At 41.2% G+C, this 19,452-nt stretch carries 18 protein-coding genes, 1 riboswitch and 1 other annotated feature; of the genes, 9 read left to right on the top strand and 9 right to left on the bottom strand.

The features are described 5' to 3' along the window. Positions 1–21 precede the first annotated feature (21 nt). Positions 22–579, bottom strand: coding sequence for a cysteine hydrolase family protein (locus tag ED605_RS11920; protein WP_121979116.1), 558 nt, complete (start codon positions 577–579; stop codon positions 22–24). Positions 580–1,013: 434 nt separating this feature from the next. Between ED605_RS11920 and ED605_RS11915 the strand changes: the two genes are divergently transcribed. Both ED605_RS11915 and ED605_RS11910 read left to right on the top strand, forming a co-directional pair. Then, the gene (locus ED605_RS11915; protein ID WP_121979115.1) at positions 1,014–2,393 is read left to right on the top strand and encodes an amino acid permease; all 1,380 of its coding nucleotides are present in this window, start codon (positions 1,014–1,016) and stop codon (positions 2,391–2,393) included. 64 nt (positions 2,394–2,457) lie between these two features. Beyond that, complete coding sequence (locus tag ED605_RS11910; protein WP_121979114.1) at positions 2,458–3,369, top strand: magnesium transporter CorA family protein; 912 nt, start codon at positions 2,458–2,460, stop codon at positions 3,367–3,369. A gap of 80 nt (positions 3,370–3,449) precedes the next feature. On the opposite strand, the gene ED605_RS11905 is transcribed toward ED605_RS11910, so the two are convergent. Further along, positions 3,450–3,788 carry a hypothetical protein gene (locus ED605_RS11905; RefSeq protein ID WP_121979113.1) on the bottom strand — a complete coding sequence of 113 codons (339 nt, stop codon included), beginning with the start codon at positions 3,786–3,788 and terminating at the stop codon, positions 3,450–3,452. A 122-nt stretch (positions 3,789–3,910) separates the two neighbouring features. Next, positions 3,911–4,612, bottom strand: coding sequence for a hypothetical protein (locus tag ED605_RS11900; protein ID WP_225419132.1), 702 nt, complete (start codon positions 4,610–4,612; stop codon positions 3,911–3,913). Between the two features lie 148 nt (positions 4,613–4,760). Further along, a riboswitch (SMK box riboswitch) is annotated at positions 4,761–4,843 on the top strand. Here ED605_RS11900 and metK point away from each other — a divergent pair. Beyond that, positions 4,841–6,031: a methionine adenosyltransferase gene (gene metK, locus ED605_RS11895; RefSeq protein WP_121979112.1), complete on the top strand. Its 1,191-nt coding sequence runs from the start codon at positions 4,841–4,843 to the stop codon at positions 6,029–6,031. It overlaps the preceding riboswitch by 3 nt. A 119-nt stretch (positions 6,032–6,150) precedes the next feature. After that, positions 6,151–7,620 carry an MDR family MFS transporter gene (locus ED605_RS11890; RefSeq protein WP_121979111.1) on the top strand — a complete coding sequence of 490 codons (1,470 nt, stop codon included), beginning with the start codon at positions 6,151–6,153 and terminating at the stop codon, positions 7,618–7,620. A 33-nt stretch (positions 7,621–7,653) separates the two neighbouring features. On the opposite strand, the gene mnmM is transcribed toward ED605_RS11890, so the two are convergent. Further along, the gene (gene mnmM / locus ED605_RS11885) at positions 7,654–8,229 is read right to left on the bottom strand and encodes a tRNA 5-(aminomethyl)-2-thiouridylate-methyltransferase MnmM (protein WP_121979110.1); all 576 of its coding nucleotides are present in this window, start codon (positions 8,227–8,229) and stop codon (positions 7,654–7,656) included. Further along, on the bottom strand, positions 8,226–8,864 hold the full coding sequence (locus ED605_RS11880; RefSeq protein ID WP_121979109.1) for a phosphatase PAP2 family protein: 639 nt from the start codon (positions 8,862–8,864) through the stop codon (positions 8,226–8,228). Before ED605_RS11880 ends, mnmM begins: the two co-directional genes overlap by 4 nt. Positions 8,865–8,975: 111 nt before the next feature. Continuing rightward, positions 8,976–9,188, top strand: a binding site (T-box leader). A gap of 72 nt (positions 9,189–9,260) precedes the next feature. On the opposite strand from ED605_RS11880, the gene leuS reads away from it, so the two are divergent. Continuing rightward, positions 9,261–11,681 carry a leucine--tRNA ligase gene (leuS, locus tag ED605_RS11875; RefSeq protein WP_121979108.1) on the top strand — a complete coding sequence of 807 codons (2,421 nt, stop codon included), beginning with the start codon at positions 9,261–9,263 and terminating at the stop codon, positions 11,679–11,681. A 91-nt stretch (positions 11,682–11,772) separates the two neighbouring features. On the opposite strand, the gene ED605_RS11870 is transcribed toward leuS, so the two are convergent. Continuing rightward, a complete protein-coding gene (locus ED605_RS11870; protein WP_225419131.1) occupies positions 11,773–12,798 on the bottom strand; it encodes an acyltransferase family protein in 1,026 nt (341 codons plus the stop codon). Positions 12,799–12,950: 152 nt separating this feature from the next. Next, positions 12,951–13,784, bottom strand: a complete 834-nt coding sequence (locus tag ED605_RS11865; protein ID WP_121979106.1) for an NAD(P)H-hydrate dehydratase — start codon at positions 13,782–13,784, stop codon at positions 12,951–12,953. Positions 13,785–13,968: 184 nt separating this feature from the next. On the opposite strand from ED605_RS11865, the gene pepV reads away from it, so the two are divergent. The 3 genes from pepV to ED605_RS11850 all read left to right on the top strand — a co-directional run bounded on the left by pepV (position 13,969) and on the right by ED605_RS11850 (position 16,854). Beyond that, positions 13,969–15,372 carry a dipeptidase PepV gene (gene pepV / locus ED605_RS11860; RefSeq protein WP_121979105.1) on the top strand — a complete coding sequence of 468 codons (1,404 nt, stop codon included), beginning with the start codon at positions 13,969–13,971 and terminating at the stop codon, positions 15,370–15,372. Positions 15,373–15,393: 21 nt separating this feature from the next. Continuing rightward, positions 15,394–15,885: a universal stress protein gene (locus ED605_RS11855; protein ID WP_121979104.1), complete on the top strand. Its 492-nt coding sequence runs from the start codon at positions 15,394–15,396 to the stop codon at positions 15,883–15,885. Positions 15,886–16,077: 192 nt separating this feature from the next. Beyond that, complete coding sequence (locus tag ED605_RS11850) at positions 16,078–16,854, top strand: DUF1835 domain-containing protein (protein WP_121979103.1); 777 nt, start codon at positions 16,078–16,080, stop codon at positions 16,852–16,854. Between the two features lie 78 nt (positions 16,855–16,932). Here the strand turns inward: ED605_RS11850 and ED605_RS11845 are convergent, their stop codons facing one another. Then, entirely contained in the window at positions 16,933–17,586 is a 654-nt protein-coding gene (locus ED605_RS11845) for a deoxynucleoside kinase (protein WP_121979102.1), read from the bottom strand. Between the two features lie 221 nt (positions 17,587–17,807). Here ED605_RS11845 and ED605_RS11840 point away from each other — a divergent pair, with 221 nt between their 5' ends. After that, positions 17,808–18,578, top strand: coding sequence for a Cof-type HAD-IIB family hydrolase (locus tag ED605_RS11840; protein WP_121979101.1), 771 nt, complete (start codon positions 17,808–17,810; stop codon positions 18,576–18,578). Between the two features lie 51 nt (positions 18,579–18,629). On the opposite strand, the gene pgmB is transcribed toward ED605_RS11840, so the two are convergent. Further along, entirely contained in the window at positions 18,630–19,301 is a 672-nt protein-coding gene (gene pgmB / locus ED605_RS11835) for a beta-phosphoglucomutase (protein ID WP_121979100.1), read from the bottom strand. Positions 19,302–19,452 lie beyond the last annotated feature (151 nt).

Below are 19,452 nucleotides of genomic sequence, written 5' to 3'. Positions count from 1 at the left end.
TGCGACGTAGGAAGGTAACTTTTAATCGACGACGGTCGCACCCAAGACATGTTTAAAATGATCCAATGCCCAAGTTTGACCTTCAGGGCTTAATGCAGCAACGCCTTTTTCATGAATAACTAAATTATAATTCAGATTGTAGGCGTCAACTGCCGTATGCAGGACGCAAATGTCCGTGCAGACTCCCACTAGATGGAGGGTATCAACGTGTCGCTCACGCATCCGCAAATCAAGATCCGTACCGGCAAAGGCACTGTAACGGGTTTTATCATACATGTAAACTTTATCGCGGTTTTTATTTTGATCATACCATTTGGCAACATCCCCGTAGAACTCTCGGCCCCAAGTGCCACGAACGTTGTGAGGTGGGAAGAGTTTGGTTTCGGGATGATAGGGATCATTTGGGGTGTGCACGTCAGTGGGCAAAATGACCCAGTCGTCGTTTTTAACAAATTGATTTGCCAATTCAACAATGTGCGGTGCGAGCTTTTGGCCGGTTAAGCCGCATGATAATGCACCTTTATCGGCCACAAAGTCGTTTGTATAATCAATAATTAAAAGAGCAGTATGAGATGCCATTAGTCATTAACCTCCGTTCATTTTTAAAAGTCTTTTTAACTTTTATTGAGTCTAACGTACACTTATTTTTACGAAAATTCAATGAAAAGGCATTGAAGTTAAAATTTTGTTTGAGCCACTACTTTAGGGATGAGAATACGAGGAAGACATCAAAAATAATTGTGTTTGATGTGGCTTTGTTCATTTTAGCTTGACATTTGTATACGAATCATTATACTTGATAATTAATGAAAAGAGAGCTGACAATTGCTGAAAGTCGGCAAAACGATCATGGCGAATCAAAACAGGCGGCATCCTTTATCTGCAAACAGAGACAATTCAAGAATGAGTTGTAGAAACTTGGGTGGAACCGCGTTGATAAGACGCCCCTGGTACTTGCGAATGGACAAGTATCAGGGACGTTTTTTTGTTTAAAAATTTAACTGGAGGAAATTATGACTGAGCATAAAAATAAAACAAGCTTATCACGATCACTAAAAAGTCGACATATCCAAATGATTGCGATTGGTGGGGCAATCGGGACGGGGCTGTTTTTAGGATCCGGTAGCGCCATTCAGACATCAGGTCCATCGATTATTATTTCTTATCTAGTTGTTGGCATTTTCTGCTTTTTATTGATGCGGGCAATTGGCGAGCTGCTATTATCTGATACGTCAAAGCATTCTTTTTTGGACTTCGTTAAAGAATATTTAGGTGACCGATGGGAATTTGTGACGGGCTGGACCTATTGGTTTTGCTGGATTAGTTTAGCAATGGCTGATTTAACGGCTACCGGTATTTATATTAAATATTGGTTTCCAAATGTCCCACAGTGGCTGCCACCGTTAGTCATTTTAGTTTGCTTGTTTGCCGCTAACATGGTTAACGTTGGGTTATTTGGTGAATTGGAATCCTGGTTCTCAATGATTAAGGTAGTGGCCATTATCCTGCTTGTTGTGGTGGGGTTTGGGTTGGCAATTTTTTCAGTCAAGGTTGGTCACTCAACTGCCTCATTTGGTAATTTATTGACCCATGGCGGGCTTTTTCCAAAGGGCGCCCACGGCTTTTTGTTATCGTTTCAAATGGTCGTTTTTGCCTTTGTCGGCATTGAAATGGTTGGACTAACGGCGGGTGAAACGGATCATCCGGAAAAGAACCTGCCAAAAGCCATTAATAGTTTGCCCATTCGAATTGGTTTATTTTATATTGGTTCCATGATCGCCGTAATGAGCGTTTATCCATGGAATGAGATCACTACAACGGCCAGTCCATTTGTCCAAGTGTTTTCCGGTGTTGGCATTATTGGGGCAGCTGGAATCCTGAATTTTGTTGTTCTGACTGCCGCAATTTCGGCAACCAATAGTTGTTTGTTTAGTACCAGTCGAACGATGTACGCACTAAGTATGGGTGGAAATGCTTCCAGTTTCTTAACTAAACTTGGCCGCAATGGTGTTCCTAATATTGCGCTTAATTTTTCAACTGCCTTTTTACTGATCATTGTGATTTTAAATTACTTTATTCCAGCTGGGGTCTTTAATCTGGTTTCGAGTGTTTCAACGATCAATTTTGTGATTGTATGGGTGGTGCTTTTAGTTGTTCACCTCAAGTATCGGCGACAACATGCGACTGGTGTCGCTCGGTTTAAAATGCCCGGCTATCCGGTGACGGATTACCTAAGCTTGGCATTCTTTATCTTTATACTGGGTTTCTTACTGGTGAGCGGGTCGACCAGAGTGGCAATGTTGATTTCAATTTCCTCGATTTTTGTGATGTTGGCAGCTTATCAATTAATTGGTCACAAACAATCAGTTTCTCAACGAAAAGCCGATGATTGAATTTAGCAGTTGCTTAACCTACAATTTAATAGGGACTTCATGATAACATGTGAGGAATTGTCCAATGATAAAAATTCATAAATTGAAAAATTATATTTGGATCGAAGTCGTTAAACCACAGGCCGATGAACTGGACAAAGTGATTGCGACCTACCAGTTGCCACTAAAGTTTAAGAATTATATGCTCGATCGTCATGAACAACCGCGAGCCACTTATGATCCCATCACAGATACAAGCGTTGTTGTGATCAGAGCATTGGCAAGCGGACTTGATAGTCCCATGACAACGGTGCCAATATTTTTAGGCTTCAATGATGACGTGATGATGACGGCCTGCCATGGGGAAGCTCAGGCTAAGCTGGTCAACCAACAGGCAAATCAGAACTTGATGCAAATTAGTGATCATATTTTCGCAATTTTACGGGCGTTACTTTCACCCTATTTTGACATGCTTGATGAAGTAAGTAAACGAGCGGATAAGTTTGCCAGCCACCGATTAGGTGTGATTACCAACCGCCAATTAGCAACATTAACTACTTTAAAAACCAGATTGGTATACCTCCGTTCAGCAACCGCCGGTAATTTGGTGGCTTTGGAAGAATTGGCAGGGGTTTTGAAGCAAAAACTCCGGTTAACGACCGATATTGAACAACAAGTGACCCAACAAATTTCTGATTTAGTGATTGAGTACAAACAATGCCAAGCGATGTTTGATGTTCAAAGTAACGTTGTTAACGAAACTGAGGCGGCCTATGGAAATATTTTAAATAATCGCTTAAATCAAACGATGAAATTTCTAACTGTTTGGTCGCTGGTGTTGGCGATTCCGCCGATTGTTTCCGGTTTTTATGGGATGAATGTTAAATTACCATTCGCCGGAAGAAATGAAGCCTGGATTGATACATTAATTTTAACCATTGCGTTGATGGTTTTGATGCTACTGATTTATCGTCATCGCAATAAACGTCAGAGGTAACTCAAAGCGCCTCCCTGAATTAAGCAATCGTTTTAAATCGATCACTTGATTCAAGGAGGCGCTTTACATAAAGTCTACATCTAGGAATCCTGATTGAGGTGTTTTAAACTGTCTAAAACCTTAACAACATTACCGCGTACCAAGTCATTATGATCAACATCGATGATTCGATATTTAGTCCGAATATCATTGGGGAGAAGATTTGAAATTCGACGATCCATTAAAATGAGATCATCCGTTTGAATGGTCGGATTAAAAAAATGTTCAGCAATAATGTTGATTGAGCGGTCAGTTTGGGTGACCTGATGCCGAAGTTCATTACAAAAATTCTGGATTAACGCGTCGTCTACAATGGCATTTCCGGTTAACGAAGGCTGAATTTTACCGGTGCGAATGTCGCCAATTACTCTAATGTTCAATGAATGTGTCCCCCGTCATTTATTAATCATTAGGTATCGTAACATGTTAATCAGCAACTGGATTAAAAGTCAGACGGATTTTGCACAAAATTAAAGTAAGTAAAGAAAAGCTTAACATTTGATTAGAGGTAAGCGGTTAATGAGAAACAAAGCAGGCAAAAAATGGCGATATTGGACTGTTGAGCGCTTTTGTTAAGCTTAATGTGCCAATCCAAAAATAAGTAGAGACCGAGAATTGCCCCAATGATTAAAATTTTAAGCGGTGCTAATGCAAGACTTAAGCAAATTGCTAAGATTAGTCCCATGATAATTAAGCGTGACAGCCGATTGCCTGATTTCATGAAAATTGGGGCGGAAAAGAAAATGTTGACAAAAATTAATAACGTTAGACTCATAAGCGATTCAAGGGAAAAGTAATGATGAGCGGTGATATTAAACAAAAAAACAATGCCACTGCCATTAATTAACCCATAAATGATCCATCGACAGTGGGGTTCCTTAACGATGTTGGTCAAAATAAGCAGATTGGCCAAGCCAAAATCCAGTAGTAGGAGCCAACTGTTAAATGAATCAGAACTAAAAACGCCTTTTAGACATAACAATAAAAAGGCGGTGTCAGCCGCAATAAAAATGATCGGCTTTCTTTTACCAGAAATCAATTGGCTCAGTAAAGCCGAAAAACTCAACGCGAGTAAAAGCAGGTAACTCAACTGGTGATTGGTAAAAAAGGCTCCCAGCCGAACTTGTGAAAAAAGCATCCAAGTTAAAACTGGGACCAGTATCTGAATCAATAATTGACTGACTTCAGATCTCTTGATTGTCAAAGTATCACCTTCAATCTAATAATTTCTAAAATCAATCCTACTGGTTTTTGATGGGGTGGTCAATGGATCAACTGCCATGACTAATTGACTTAACTGGCGACACTTGTAGAATTAAGCTTCCAAAAGCTGTCAAATTATGATAATATAGTGAAGTTATGAGTTCCCGATAGGATTCACGGTTAGCGTGAAGAAGCCTTGTAACCTAAAAAAATATAGGGGGAAAATAAAATGCGCGAAAAACATTTATTTACTTCGGAATCTGTATCAGAGGGTCATCCGGATAAGATTGCTGATCAAATCAGTGATGCCATTCTGGATGCCTTATTAGCAAAGGACCCGGATGCCCGGGTTGCCTGCGAAACTTCGGTTACGACCGGGTTGGTGCTGGTATTTGGTGAAATCTCCACCAAGGCATACGTTGATATTCAAAAAGTCGTTCGTGATACAATTAAACGAATCGGTTACTGTGATGGTAAGTACGGCTTTGACGGTGATTCATGTGCTGTCATCGTTGCCCTTGATGAACAATCCCCAGATATTGCTCAAGGGGTTGACGAAGCTTTGGAAGAGCGAAACGGCCAAACCGATCCGTTTGATAAGATTGGGGCCGGTGATCAGGGGTTGATGTTTGGCTATGCCATTAACGAAACACCTGAATTAATGCCCTTACCAATTGCACTATCCCATAAGCTGATGCGCAAGCAGGCTGAACTGCGTAAAAGCGGTGAGATCAGCTATCTTGGTCCTGATGCCAAAGCAGAAGTCACGGTTGAGTATGACGATGACAATCGACCATTTCGAGTTGATACCGTTGTTTTAAGTACCCAACATGCGGATGGTGTTGAGTTGGATCAGGTCCGTGAGGATGTCATCAACAAAATTATTAAGCAAGTTATTCCTGCTAAATATTTGGATGATCAAACCAGGTATCTGGTCAATCCAACCGGTCGATTTGTCATTGGTGGTCCGGAAGGCGATGCCGGGTTAACCGGTCGAAAGATCATCGTTGATACTTACGGCGGTTATGCTCATCATGGCGGCGGCGCCTTCTCCGGCAAAGATGCCACCAAGGTTGACCGATCAGCCAGCTATGCAGCTAGGTATATTGCAAAGAATATTGTGGCGGCTCATTTAGCTGATCAAGTTGAAATTCAATTAGCTTATGCCATTGGGGTTGCTAAACCAGTTTCAATTGATGTCAATACGTTTGGCACCGGCAAAGTTTCTGAAGAAAAATTGATTGATGCGACGCGAGCCCTCTTTGATTTGCGGCCGGCCGGCATTATTAAAATGCTGGACTTAAAGCGGCCAATTTATGAGCAAACAGCGGCTTATGGCCATTTTGGTCGGACTGATATTGAACTGCCTTGGGAACAGACTGATAAAGTTGAGGCACTTAAAAAGTACTTTAATCAATAATTTAATATTTTAATTACGTATTCAATTACGTGGGTTGGGGCTGGTACAAATGCTTTTTTGTACCAGCCTTTTTTCTGTCTAAAAATTAATCAGAACTAAATTATGAAAGGGGTCATTTAATGACTGCCATTGCTTCAAGAAGAAATTTAATTTTTGTGACGATCGCATTGTTTATCGCGACATTTATGTGTGCAATTGAGGGAACAATCGTCTCGACTGCAATGCCGACCATCGTTGGCGATCTGCACGGTGTATCACTTATGAACTGGGTTTTCTCGATTTTTCTGCTGACCAATGCCATTGCTACACCCATTTATGGTAAATTAGCGGATAGTATTGGCAGAAAACCAATCTTTATGGTTGGCACAACGATTTTTATTATTGGGTCCGTGATGTCCGGTTTGTCAAATTCAATGGTTGTGCTAATTCTTTGGCGGGCGATTCAGGGAATTGGTGGTGGCGCCATCTTGCCAGTTGCCAATACGATTATTGCTGACATTTACCCTTTGGAAAAGCGAGCCCAGGTGTTAGGGTTGAATAGTTCGGCTTGGGGAATCGCCTCAGTTATTGCGCCGCTATTAGGTGGTTTCATTGTTGATAACCTAAGCTGGCATTGGATCTTTTTCATTAATTTGCCAATTGGGATTATTGTGTTATTAATGATTCAGTTTTTTCTACATGAACAACGACGAAAAATTGACAGCAAAATGGATATTGGTGGCACCGTTTGGCTAACCGTTATGTTATTAGCGGTGATGTATGCTTTTCAAATAATTGGTCAAACACCGATTGATTGGCGAATTGTGGCCATTTGTGCCGGTTTAACCATTGTTTCCGCTATCATGTTTATTAGAAAGGAACAGCTGGCAACTGATCCGCTCATTCCAATGGGGCTCTTTGCAAATCGAACGTTTGTGGTCCAAAATTTGATTATTGCATTGATGAGTGGCTTTTTAATTGCCTACGAAGTCTACTTACCTGACTGGACCCAGGGAATCTTAGGATTACAAGCTTCAATGGCGGGGTTTGCTGTCACACCCAGTTCATTGATGTGGATTGTGGGGTCCTTTATTGCCGGTAAATTACTGGTTAAATATTCACCAAATCAGATCATCAATATTAGTTTGGCATTTATTTTAGTTGGTGCCGTCACGATGGTTCTGATCCCCGCGTATACTCCCTTTACGGCCTTCTTACTAATTTCAACGATTTGTGGCACGGGTTTTGGGATGACAACAACGACGTCAATTATCAGCGTCCAAAACGTGGTTAAGTCGACAGAAATCGGTGTGGCCACATCGTTCAATACACTATGTCGAACGTTGGGTCAGACACTGATGATTTCGGTATTTGGCATTGTGATGAATATGACGATGCTGAGAGGAGTTCGCCAAACTGATGGCGCAACTTTGAAAATGATGGATAAATTAATTAACCCACAAACGGCGAACCAATTATCCGGGGCAATTTTGCCCAAACTGAGAATGATTTTATTTGAATCGTTGCACCATGTGTTCATTGTTGGCTTAATTTTAATTCTAATTGCGTACGTGACAAATTGGTTTGATCGACAGCACCGCACCCATTAATTACCTTGCTCATAAGTAAGATCCCACATCCGCTTAATTAATTTTTTGGATTGCAAGGACGAAGGGTGGTTCATGAACTTGGTTAATAAACCCGTAGTTCAAAACGCTATACCTTTTTTGAGGTAATTTTTGACAAAAGTCTAAGATCGCTTGCTTCTCTGCCAGCCCACCTGGGTGACCGTAATAAACGACGACAATTACCAAACCGAATTTTTTTAAATGCTTTAGGCAAGCTTTAATAGCAACTAAGGTTGAGGCAGGCTTGGTAATAATGGCTTTACTGCCACCGGGTAGGTACCCTAAATTAAAAATTGCTGCCGAAATTGGCGTATCCGTTGGCAAAACTGTGTCAATTTCAGCATGACTTTTCTGATAGAGCTTGACAATCGTGGGGTCAATCTTGTGCTGAGTTAGTAAACGCTTAGTTGCTTGAATGGCGGGTTCTTGAATATCGAAGCCATAAACTTGGCCGGCTGCCCCAACTAATGTTGCTAAAAGCAGGGTATCGTGACCGTTGCCGACGGTGCCGTCAATGACGTTGTCGCCTGATGCAACGGCTTCTCTTAAAAGTTGATGACTAAATGTAAGCCCATTTGGTAAACGGTTCATAAAAGCCCTCCTAAAAATCGATTGAAAATAAATTGACTGAGCAATAGTAAAAAGAGCCCCAAAGACCAGCCACCAACAACATCACTGGCAAAATGAACGCCTACGTAAATCCGACTGAGACCAACCAGGCCAATTAGGAGGCCGACAAGCAAACCAAAAATAAATCGACTGCTTTTCTTCTTAAGTAAGCGATTAGCAATTAGGATCAGGCTGCCGCCGATCATCATGGCACTCATTGAATGACCACTTGGAAAACTGGTAGAATGAACCATGACCAAATGATGTAGCAAGGGGCGTGGGCGATTAACGAGATGCTTAACTAATGTGTTAATCGGTCCGGCCAAGCCAAGACTGTTAATCATTAAAAAGGCAGCGGCACGAAGTTTTCCAACCAGAGCCAAAATTAACGTGACGCCAATCGTAAAAGAAATCACCGGCACAACGTTTACCAGCTTTGTAAAGTGGATTGCTAAAACGGTTAGTTGTGGCGTTGCTTCATTTCTGACGAGTTGGCCGATTTGATGATCGAAAGTGCTGATCCAGTCAGCATGTAGTAAAACACCGGTTAAAAAAATCAGAAAAGTTATGAGGGAAATACTTCCCAAGAAAAACTTTGGTTGTCGTAATCTTATCATTAATTAACTCGCTACTTTCATTTGAATTGGGATACAATTTATTATAGCACTGCGATGTATTGTTTTTTGAAGAATGATTTGTTATGATAATAGGCAATAATCTCAATATTAGTGAAAATGAAGAGACGAATTAGTAATCTAAAATTAATTTTAGAAACCGAGTGGCTGCTGGAAACCCGGATTGATTTTTGATGAACTCATCGTCGAATGTCTGGTTGAATTAAGTAGACCAGGTCGGTTAATCGCCGTTATCGGTTATCGAGTGCTTAATATCCGTAGTCGATATTAAGAATATAGGTGGTACCGCGATTAATCGTCCTATAGGAAGCTTGCTATGGCTTCTTATAGGGCTTTTTTCATTAATTTTTGAAAATTTGAAAGGTGGACGTTGCAAAAATGGCATACAATCATGAAGTAATTGAACGAAAATGGCAACATTACTGGAAAGAACACAAAACATTTAAAACGTTAGATGATACCAGCAAGGATAAGTACTATGTATTGGATATGTTCCCGTACCCTTCAGGTCAGGGACTCCACGTTGGTCATCCGGAAGGCTATACGGCAACCGATATTATGGCGCGCATGGCCCGAATGCAGGGGAAAAATGTCCTTCACCCAATGGGATGGGATGCCTTTGGATTACCAGCCGAACAGTATGCCTTAAAAACCGGCCATAACCCGCGGAGTTTTACAGCCCAAAATATCAAGACCTTTAAGCGTCAGATCCGTTCTTTAGGTTTTTCATATGATTGGGATCGGGAAATCAATACAACGGATCCAGCTTATTATAAATGGACACAGTGGATTTTTGAACAGCTATATAAGCGTGGATTGGCTTATGAAGATAATATTGAGGTCAATTGGGCGCCTGACTTTATGGGAGGAACCGTGGTAGCCAACGAAGAGGTGGTTGATGGTAAGACTGAACGTGGTGGTTATCCGGTTTATCGAGTTCCAATGCGTCAATGGGTGCTTAAAATTACGGCTTATGCAGATCGGCTGATTGACGATTTGGATACGGTTGACTGGCCTGAAAGTATTAAGGAACAGCAACGTAATTGGATTGGTCGTTCACGTGGGGCCAGTGTTTTCTTTAAAGTAAAGGGTCATGAAGATGAACAAATTGAAGTTTTTACTACTCGACCAGATACTTTATTTGGCGCTACATACATGGTTTTAGCTCCGGAACACGAGTTGGTAGATCAGATTACAACACCGGAACATCAAGCAGAGGTAGCTGCATACAAAGAACAGGTTTCTCGAAAGTCTGATCTGGAACGAACAGATTTAAACAAGGATAAGAGTGGTGTCTTCACCGGTGCTTACGGAATTAATCCGATCAATGGCAAAGAGGTGCCAATCTGGATCGGTGATTATGTGTTAGTATCGTACGGAACCGGAGCCATTATGGCAGTGCCGGCTCACGATGATCGAGATTTTGAATTTGCCAAAAAATTTGGCCTGCCAATTGTTCCCGTCATTGAAGGCGGTGATGTACAAGATGCTGCTTATACTGGTGATGGGCCGCACTTTAATTCCGGCTTTATGGATGGCATGAATAAGGAAGACGCCATCAAAGCGGCAATTGACTGGTTGAAAGCACACCATGCCGGCAAGGAGAAAGTCAATTACCGACTCCGCGATTGGATCTTCAGTCGTCAACGTTACTGGGGCGAACCGATTCCAGTCATTCATTGGGAAGATGGCGAAACCACTTTGGTACCCGAAGATGAGTTGCCACTTCGACTGCCAAAAGCCAAAGACATCCAGACCTCTGGTGGGAAAGAAAGTCCACTGGCTAATCTGACCGACTGGGTGAATGTCGTTGATAAAAATGGTCGTAAAGGTAAACGTGAAACCAACACGATGCCACAGTGGGCTGGTAGTTCCTGGTATTGGTTGCGTTACATTGATCCACATAATGATCATGCGATTGCCGATCCTGAAAAATTAAAGTATTGGTCACCGGTTGATTTATACGTTGGTGGTGCGGAACACGCTGTCTTGCATTTGCTCTATGCTCGCTTCTGGCATAAATTCCTTTATGATTTGGGAGTTGTGCCAACACCAGAACCCTTCCAAAAATTAGTTAATCAAGGGATGATTCTGGGAACCAACCATGAAAAAATGTCAAAATCCAAGGGAAACGTGATTAACCCCGATGACATTGTTAATGAATATGGTGCCGATACGCTGCGGGTTTATGAGATGTTCATGGGACCAATCGACGCGGCCAAGCCTTGGAGTACGGAGGGCATTAACGGTGCCCACCATTGGTTGGACCGAGTATGGCGGTTGATGATTGATGACAATAATCATTTACGTGATCGAGTGACGACGATTAATGATGGTCACCTTGACAAAGTTTATAATCAGACTGTTAAAGTCGTGACGGATGACTTTTCCCATATGCGGTTTAACGTGGGGATTTCTCAAATGATGGTTTTTGTTAATGATGCCTATAAAGAGGACGCACTGCCAATTCAGTATATGGAAGGGTTCGTTAAGTTACTGTCACCAGTTGCTCCCCATATCGCCGAAGAATTATGGCAGTTGCTTGGCCATGATGGGACGATCACTTATGAAAAGTGGCCAACGTATGATCCAAGCAAGTTGGTGGAGAACACTGTTCAGATGGTCGTTCAGGTGAATGGTAAAGTGCGGTCACATTTGACGATTGCGCGTGATGAAGCCAAAGATAAGGTTGAAGCAGCTGCCAAGGCTGACGAAAACGTTAAACGTCATTTAGAAGGTAAAACGGTTAGAAAAGTGATCGTTGTGCCAAATAAGATTGTCAATATTGTTGTTGGATAATCTCCTAGTCATTTAAAATTTAGAATATGAAAAAAGCGATGTTCATTCCCAACTATGCAGGATTGAACATCGCTTTTTTGCGTTAAAATTGTTAACTGACCGGTTTTGGCTTAGGCTGTTTAATTTTTCGTTTGACGTAGCTATAAAGCAGTGATAGTGCAAATGAAATGATGACTGCCAAGATGGTTTCCATAATGGCGCTCTGATAACCCATTTCGTCTACGATATCAATCACGGCTTTATGCAGGTACATAATTCCCAGCGTTTGTTGCCCCAGTAATTGAATTGGCTTGATGACAACCTGTGGGAAAAATTGACAGAAGTAGTAACTGAAACTGAAGACCACCAAACAAATAAGGATTGGAATAAATAGGATATAGGAAACCCGTGAAATCGGAATATGGTGGAAGGTTGCGTGGATAATTTTCGATTTTAAATAAAAAGCAAAATTAAATCGATCCATATGCTGCATCCAGAAAATCCAACCAGTGATTAAGGCACAAGGAATCATGATCCATAAATCTTTAACGAATTGCTGAATCTTGTGGAAATATAAGTATCCAAATAGCATAAAGAATAGGGCGATGAACGCCACATCGAAGTCCCAAGGAATATATTTCCAATGAAAGAACCAGACGTGTTTATAACTGGTTGAAACAATTAACGAAATAAAGGCAATGATAATTTGATATTCACGACTTTTTACGTATGTAATCACAATTGACGTGAGTACTAAGGCCAATAAATAAACGTTAATGTACCAGAAAACACTGAGGTAGTGATTAAGTGTTCGGCCACCCCAAAGTAATCTGACGAAGTAAAAGGCGGTATACGACCAGCTCTCCTTTCTGATGAAGTGTGACAGGATAATTAAACCGCCACCACAAATCAGATAGGAAATCAGCAATGGAATGATTCTTTTTTTGATAAACCCCCACCAATTATTATTAACAATTGGTTTTAAGAAAAAGCCTCCCATAATGAAAAAGATCGGCATGTGCCACCAATAAAGAAAATGAAACATGGTTCCATGACGAGTCATGGCGTGACCAAAGACAACCGCGACAATTCCGATTGCCTTGGCCACGTCAATCCACTCAATTCTCTTTTTACTCACAAACTTTTCACCTCTACGATTTTTAACACATATAATCATATTTTAGTGCATAATCCACCCTCGTGACAATAATTTTTGATTACAGTCTATCGACACTTAACCAAAAATGATTGTTTAAGCGGGTGGATTGAAGTTGAATTTCTCTGATTTAATCAGTTTTCTGCCTGATTCTTAAGCATAAACTTTGGTAAGGCTTCACTAATTTGGTGTGGTAAAACGACGTACTGTTTTTTAGCTAATTTATCAGCAATGGCACTATGCGTATAAACGGCTGCCAAAGTTGCTTTTGCTTTGTCTGAAAATTGGGCCGTAAAACCGCCAATCATTCCGGCAAGTGTATCACCCATTCCGCCGGTTGCCTGAGCAGGAGTGCCACCCGTATTTTGATAAACGGTGTCGTTCACATAAACTTCAGTTCGATGGGATTTGATGACAACAATTGCGTGAAGGGCCGTTGCTGCTTTTTGATTGGCCGTTGGCGTCTGGTCAGCAATTTTAATTCCGGAAACCCGCTGCCATTCCATTTGGTGAGGTGTGAGGATATTTAACGACGGTTTTGGCAATGATAGATGATTGTGTGCCAGTAAGGTTAATGCTGATCCGTCGACAATCAGTGTTTGATTTTCGTGGACCAATTCGAATGTTCGAGTTAAAAGCGATAGGGCCAGGTTATCTGTTCCCAAGCCAGGACCGATGACGATCACATTGGCTCCCTTGATAATCGGGGCAGCTGTTTTAAAATCGTGATTATCAACAAACATCGCTTCCGGTAACCAGTCGTGTAAACTGGTCTGATTAGTGGGATCGGTAATGGTCGTTACCAAGCCGGCACCGGCGTACACGGCTGCCAATGAAGCCATAATAATTGCGCCGCCAAAGTTTTGACTGCCACCGATGAGGGCGATTCGCCCGTAAGTTCCCTTATAGCTGTCCGCTGGTCGTTGACGAATTACTTTTTTTAAGATTTGATTTGTAATTTTTTTCATTAAAAAGCCCTCCCATATCAAAAATAATCTCAATTTCAGTATACCATTGCAATTTATCAACGGGTGCTTTGAGCAAATGAATTTTAAGAGACCGTTTAAGCGGGGCCACTGCCCGGTACCAATCCTACATGCCTGGTGAGATGTGCTAAAATATAATCATAAGATGACAGGAGTGAGAAAATTAATGACAATCAATTGGCAAGAACAGGCAAAGAAGTATCGTGACCAGTATTTGCAAGATTTGAAAGAATTAATCAGTATCCAAAGTGTTCGGGATGACGCTAATAAAAGTGATGATTATCCGTTAGGTGAGGGCCCGGCCAAAGCCTTGCTTAAGTTTTTATCATTTGGTGAACGAGACGGATTTACCACTAAAAATTTGGATAATTTAGTTGGTTATATTGAATATGGTTCGGGTGACGATACCTTTGCGATTCAATCACATGCCGATGTGATGCCGGCTGGAGATGGTTGGGAGACTGATCCGTTTGTGATGACGGAAAAAGATGGCAAGCTTTATGGCCGAGGAACGTCGGATGATAAAGGCCCCGGCTTGGCAGCTTATTATGGTCTGCGAATGTTAAAAGATAATGGGATTGTTCCCAAAATGAAGATTCGGTTAATCATTGGAACGGATGAAGAGAGTGATTGGACCGGAATGAAACACTACTTTGAAGTAGAGCCACAACCGACACTTGGTTTTTCGCCGGATGCTGAATTTCCACTGATCAATGGTGAAAAGGGAAATGCGACTTACGAAGTGACCTTTGGCAATTCTAACGGAACTGAGTATACCCTTAAGTCGTTTAATTCAGGGTTGCGGACTAATATGGTTCCGGGAAATGCAACTGCACTGGTTGAAACGGATGATAACGAGGGCTTTGTTGATGCCTTCACGGACTTTTTGGATAAGAATCCATTATCTGGTGACATTAAAGCAACTAGTGACGGAATTGCCGTTCATTTGATTGGTAAACAAGCGCATGCAATGGCACCGGAAAACGGGATTAATGCCGGGACGTATCTGGCGGCTTTCTTAAATCAGTTTAACTTTAAGGGGGATGCTAAACGCTTTCTCTCACTGATCGCGGATTATCTGCACGATGATACCCGGGCTCATAAAATTGGGGCAGCCTACGTTGACGATGTTATGGGAGAGCTAACCATGAACGTTGGCATTATGAAATTTGATTTCCGAAAGGGTGGTTTGGTCAATACCAACTTCCGCTACCCTAAGGGAACTGACGACACTGAGATTTTGCAAAGATTGTTAAAGGTAACGGATAATCTATCTGGGAAAATCAAAGAACTTAGTCACATGGTACCGCACTATGTTGACCCCACAGATCCCATCGTCAAGACCTTATTGGCTGTTTATGCGGCGCAAACTGGTCAAAAAAATGTTAAACCGGAAGTTGTTGGTGGCGGTACCTATGCACGAATGATGAAACGCGGGGTTGCCTTTGGTGCCTTATTCCCAGGAACTGAAGACACCATGCATCAAGCTAACGAGTTTCAGCCGATTGACGATTTGTTAAAGGCAATGGCGATTTATGGCCAATCAATTTATGAACTAACTGCGAAGTAATCGTCGATGGGGGTGGTATAAATGTTGGCATTTAACTATCATCATCTGCTGGTTGGCGTTGATGGGTCCAAAACTGCTGCCAAAGCCGTTAAAAAAGCGATTGCGGTGGCAAAACGTAATGCTGCCAAATTAACCATCGTAGCGGTGATTAATAATCGGGACTTTATTGGCGTTTCAAAATCAGCTTCAATCGGTTTTGGCAATATCGATCCGATAACTATCGAAAATTTGAAAAGGCGGTTTGAAAAATTAGTTGCCGGATACGCTGAACAGGCAAGAGCGGCTGGGGTCACTGACGTTGATGCATTAGTAACTTACGGCGATCCTAAGTCCTTGTTGGCAACTGAATTGGTGACGGAGCATCATGTGGATGCGATTGTCATTGGCGCAACAGGTGTTAACTTTTTCAGCCGATTAACGTTAGGGTCAACAGCAGCTTTTGTGATAGCTCATGCACCTTGTGATGTCTTTGTGGTTCATCGCGATAGAAAAAAGTTAACGCGTGATTTGTGATTTTATTACGAATTAGTCAGGATAATCTAAAAGCCGAGTGGTTAAAACAATTGAAAGAATTGTTTCAGCTCACACGGCTTTTTAGTTGAAATTGATCATTGATGGTTGCAATTACTCGGGCAAAACAGTTATACTTTTCAAAGTCGTCTTTTCGAATCGTTCGGCAATTTTTTGAAAGAATGAGGGATCAACGTGGCTGATGTTGTATTTAGTGATTACTTTGCCAATAACTTGAAACAATATTACAGGACCTATCACATCAATCGACAAGTCATCAGGTTACCTTTATTACTCGGGTTGGGGGACATTGCTCAAGCTGATTTATTTGAAACTCGGAGGACCTTATTGAAAATTCGAAGTGCTCATGAAGCTGGGTCAACAATCGACAGATGGGACCAGGCAATTCATGACGGCGTTAGCGAGTTGGATGAGGCAATTGGTAAGCGGGAGACGCTGCGAATTTGGTGGACTGATTTGCCCGATGAGAGTTGTGGATTTGCCTGGTTATGTGATTATTTAAAAGATCAGTTGGTTTCAGCCACTTTCGTTCATGTTCCGCTGATTTTTAAAAATTATCCGTTTGAATTTCAATTGAGTCACTTTGAAGACGCTTCCTTATTTGATTTTGTCTATCATGATTGCTTAAAAACAGAGCAGCTGCTATCTAGAAATATCTGTCTTACTTACAGCTATTTGTGGCGTGACCTTCGCCGGGACAATACACCATTGCGTATTATGATAAACGGTTATTTAATGAGTCAGCCAATTAATTTTTATGACCGGTTCTTGTTGCCACACGTGACATCAACTCATTTTAACCGGATTGCATCAGTAATTGAAAAAACCATTGAAGAAGGCCCTCTGGGTGTCCCCGGATGGTGGTATCGGCATCGGATTGATTATTTAATTTCCAACCGAGTCCTTTGGTTTGAAGCCTCATCGGGCCGAATCAAGTTACGACAGACTTAATCGTAATTATCATGCCATGAAAAAAAGACCTGACTGACAGGTCTTTTAAAATTGACCCTATTAGAAACGCGAAAAAGCTTAGATGGCCTTGTTTTGAGGTTGCCGGATTTCGGCTAGCTTTTGGTCGATCCTGTTAAGAACCAAGTCAACATTTTTTGGATGAGCGAGATCGTATTTTTGTAAATCGATCTTAATCTTAGGACTGACATGATATGCCTCAAACCATTTCTGATAAGCCTGCCACATCCGATAATAGTAATTTTCCAACTCGGGATTGTGGTCAAACTGTTCGTAATCACGTCCCCGCTTTTTAATCCGATACTTAATGGTTTCAAAGTCGCTATCCGCGTATACGAGCAAGTCTGGCGCCTTTTTTGGTAATTGGTGTAACTCTGTCATCATATTATCTAACAGGTTGAGATACACCGACAGCTCTGTATCGCTGATATTACCATCCGCGTTATTTTCTCGGGTAAAAAGCGCGTCTTCGTAGATCGAACGGTCTAAGACATTGTTATCATCACCGAGGGCTTTTTTAATCATCGAAAATCGTTTATTTAAAAAATAAATCTGTAGTAAAAAACCGTACTGCTTTGGATCAGAATAGTAAAGTGGCAGGACAGGGTTATCACCAACCGGTTCAAAAAAAGCTTTAGTTCCTAAATGTGCTGCAATCTTGCCTGTTAAAGTTGTTTTGCCGACACCGATCATTCCTGCTGTTATTATCACCATGGTAGCCCCTCTTTTTATAAAATAGACAATATATAGTGTATCACAAAATAAACTGATACAACATCTGTAAGTTAAAGGGCCTTCAAGTTCACGAGTCGTCAAAGAGATGCCGGTCAATTTAGTGCTTTATCAAAATCCGAAGAAATTTGCAGGTTGCTTTTCACGAGGAGATTTTAAATAAGTAGTACAATAAAGATAGCGAATCGAATGGAGGGAACTTAATGTATAAAGCGGTTGTATTTGTTGATTTGGATGGGACATTTTTTGATAATGAAAAAAATGTCTCGAAAGAAAATATTGCAGCAGTTAACGAATTACGTGAAAATAATATTTTGCCAATTATTTCGACTGGCAGAAATATTTTTGAAATTCAGTACGTTATTGATGAAACCGGAATTGATTCTTTAGTAAGTGCCAATGGAAGCTACGTTCAATACGAAGGGAAAAAACTAAAGGCTGAAAAAATTAGTGACGAGGTTATTGAAGAAATCCTTGATTTTGCTAAAAAGCAGGGGGATGTCATTTCATTTTATAATAATAAAACCTTTGCATTAACGGCTGAAAATGATTTAACCAAAGTAAATTATCGGTTATTACGGTTAACACCCCACGTTGATCCGACATTTTACAAAACCCACGAGGTTAATTTCTTGAACGTCTTTAACTATGATAAAGATAAGCTTTACCAGGATCATTTTAAGGGAAAATTATCACTAGTTCGAAATAATCCACGTTGTTTGGATACAATGAACTGGGGAGTTTCCAAGCAAACCGGTATTCAAACGATGTTGTCCAAAGCCCACCTGGATAACATTCCATCTTACGCGTTTGGTGATCAACTAAACGACTTGCAAATGTTTGAAGAGGTTGATTACCCGGTTGCAATGGGCAATGGTCATCCGGATGTTAAAGCCAAGGCGTCGTTTGTGACAACCTCAAATATTAATCACGGGATTGTGAATGGGTTACGACACTATGGGCTGATTAAATAAAAAAACAAACGCAAGATCGAAATTTTCATCGATCCTGCGTTTATTTTTTGTTTAAGCCATTTGTTTCTGAATATTAGCTAATGTCATTTCACTTGTGTTTTCAAAATTGATATCGGCATCTTTTAAAGTTTGTTTATCGCCAATGCCGATTGATGTTTCACCGGCTGCATTAATTGAAGCAACGCCAGCAGCCGCGTCTTCAACGCCGATGCACTGTTCTGGCTTTAGTTTAATTAATTCGGCACCCTTCAAATAGATTTCCGGATCCGGTTTACCTTTCGAAAGTGTTTTAGGATCAACAATCTTTGGAAAATAGTCAGTTAGTTGCAGCTTTTCCAATACCTTTGGCGCATTCTTGGAAGCGGAGGCCAAAGATAACAAGTAGCCGTGATCTTTGATTTCATCTAAAAAGGCTTTGATGCCGGGAAGAATATTATCAGGTGTCATTTGATCAACCAATTTTAGATAATTTGTGTTTTTTTCGGTTGCCAATGCGACTTTTTGATCGTCCGTGTATTTGTCTGAAAGGTTGCCGGCCTTGAGAATCATTTCCAATGAATCCATCCGGCTAATCCCTTTTAGACCATCCTCTAATTTCTTTGACCAAGGGGCACCAACTTTATCAGCAACCTGATGCCAAGCTTGGCTATGGAAAACGGAGGTATCAGTAATTACACCATCGAGATCAAAAACGAACCCCTTAATATCGGAAAATTTTGCCATTGCAAATCACTCCTTCAAATTATTCGTAATGTCCAAAGTTTCTTAGTTCCATCCTTGGTAATCCTTGTCAAATCAACGTTAATCAAAAAACACTTGCCTTCCCCCAAAAGTTCCGACATAGTGTAAGTACCAACTCAACACAAGGAACAGG

Origin of the sequence: Lentilactobacillus raoultii, from assembly GCF_900411375.1 — a bacterium.
GTDB classification, from domain to species: Bacteria; Bacillota; Bacilli; order Lactobacillales; family Lactobacillaceae; genus Lentilactobacillus; species Lentilactobacillus raoultii.
This window is presented reverse-complemented; position numbering and strand designations above follow the sequence as displayed.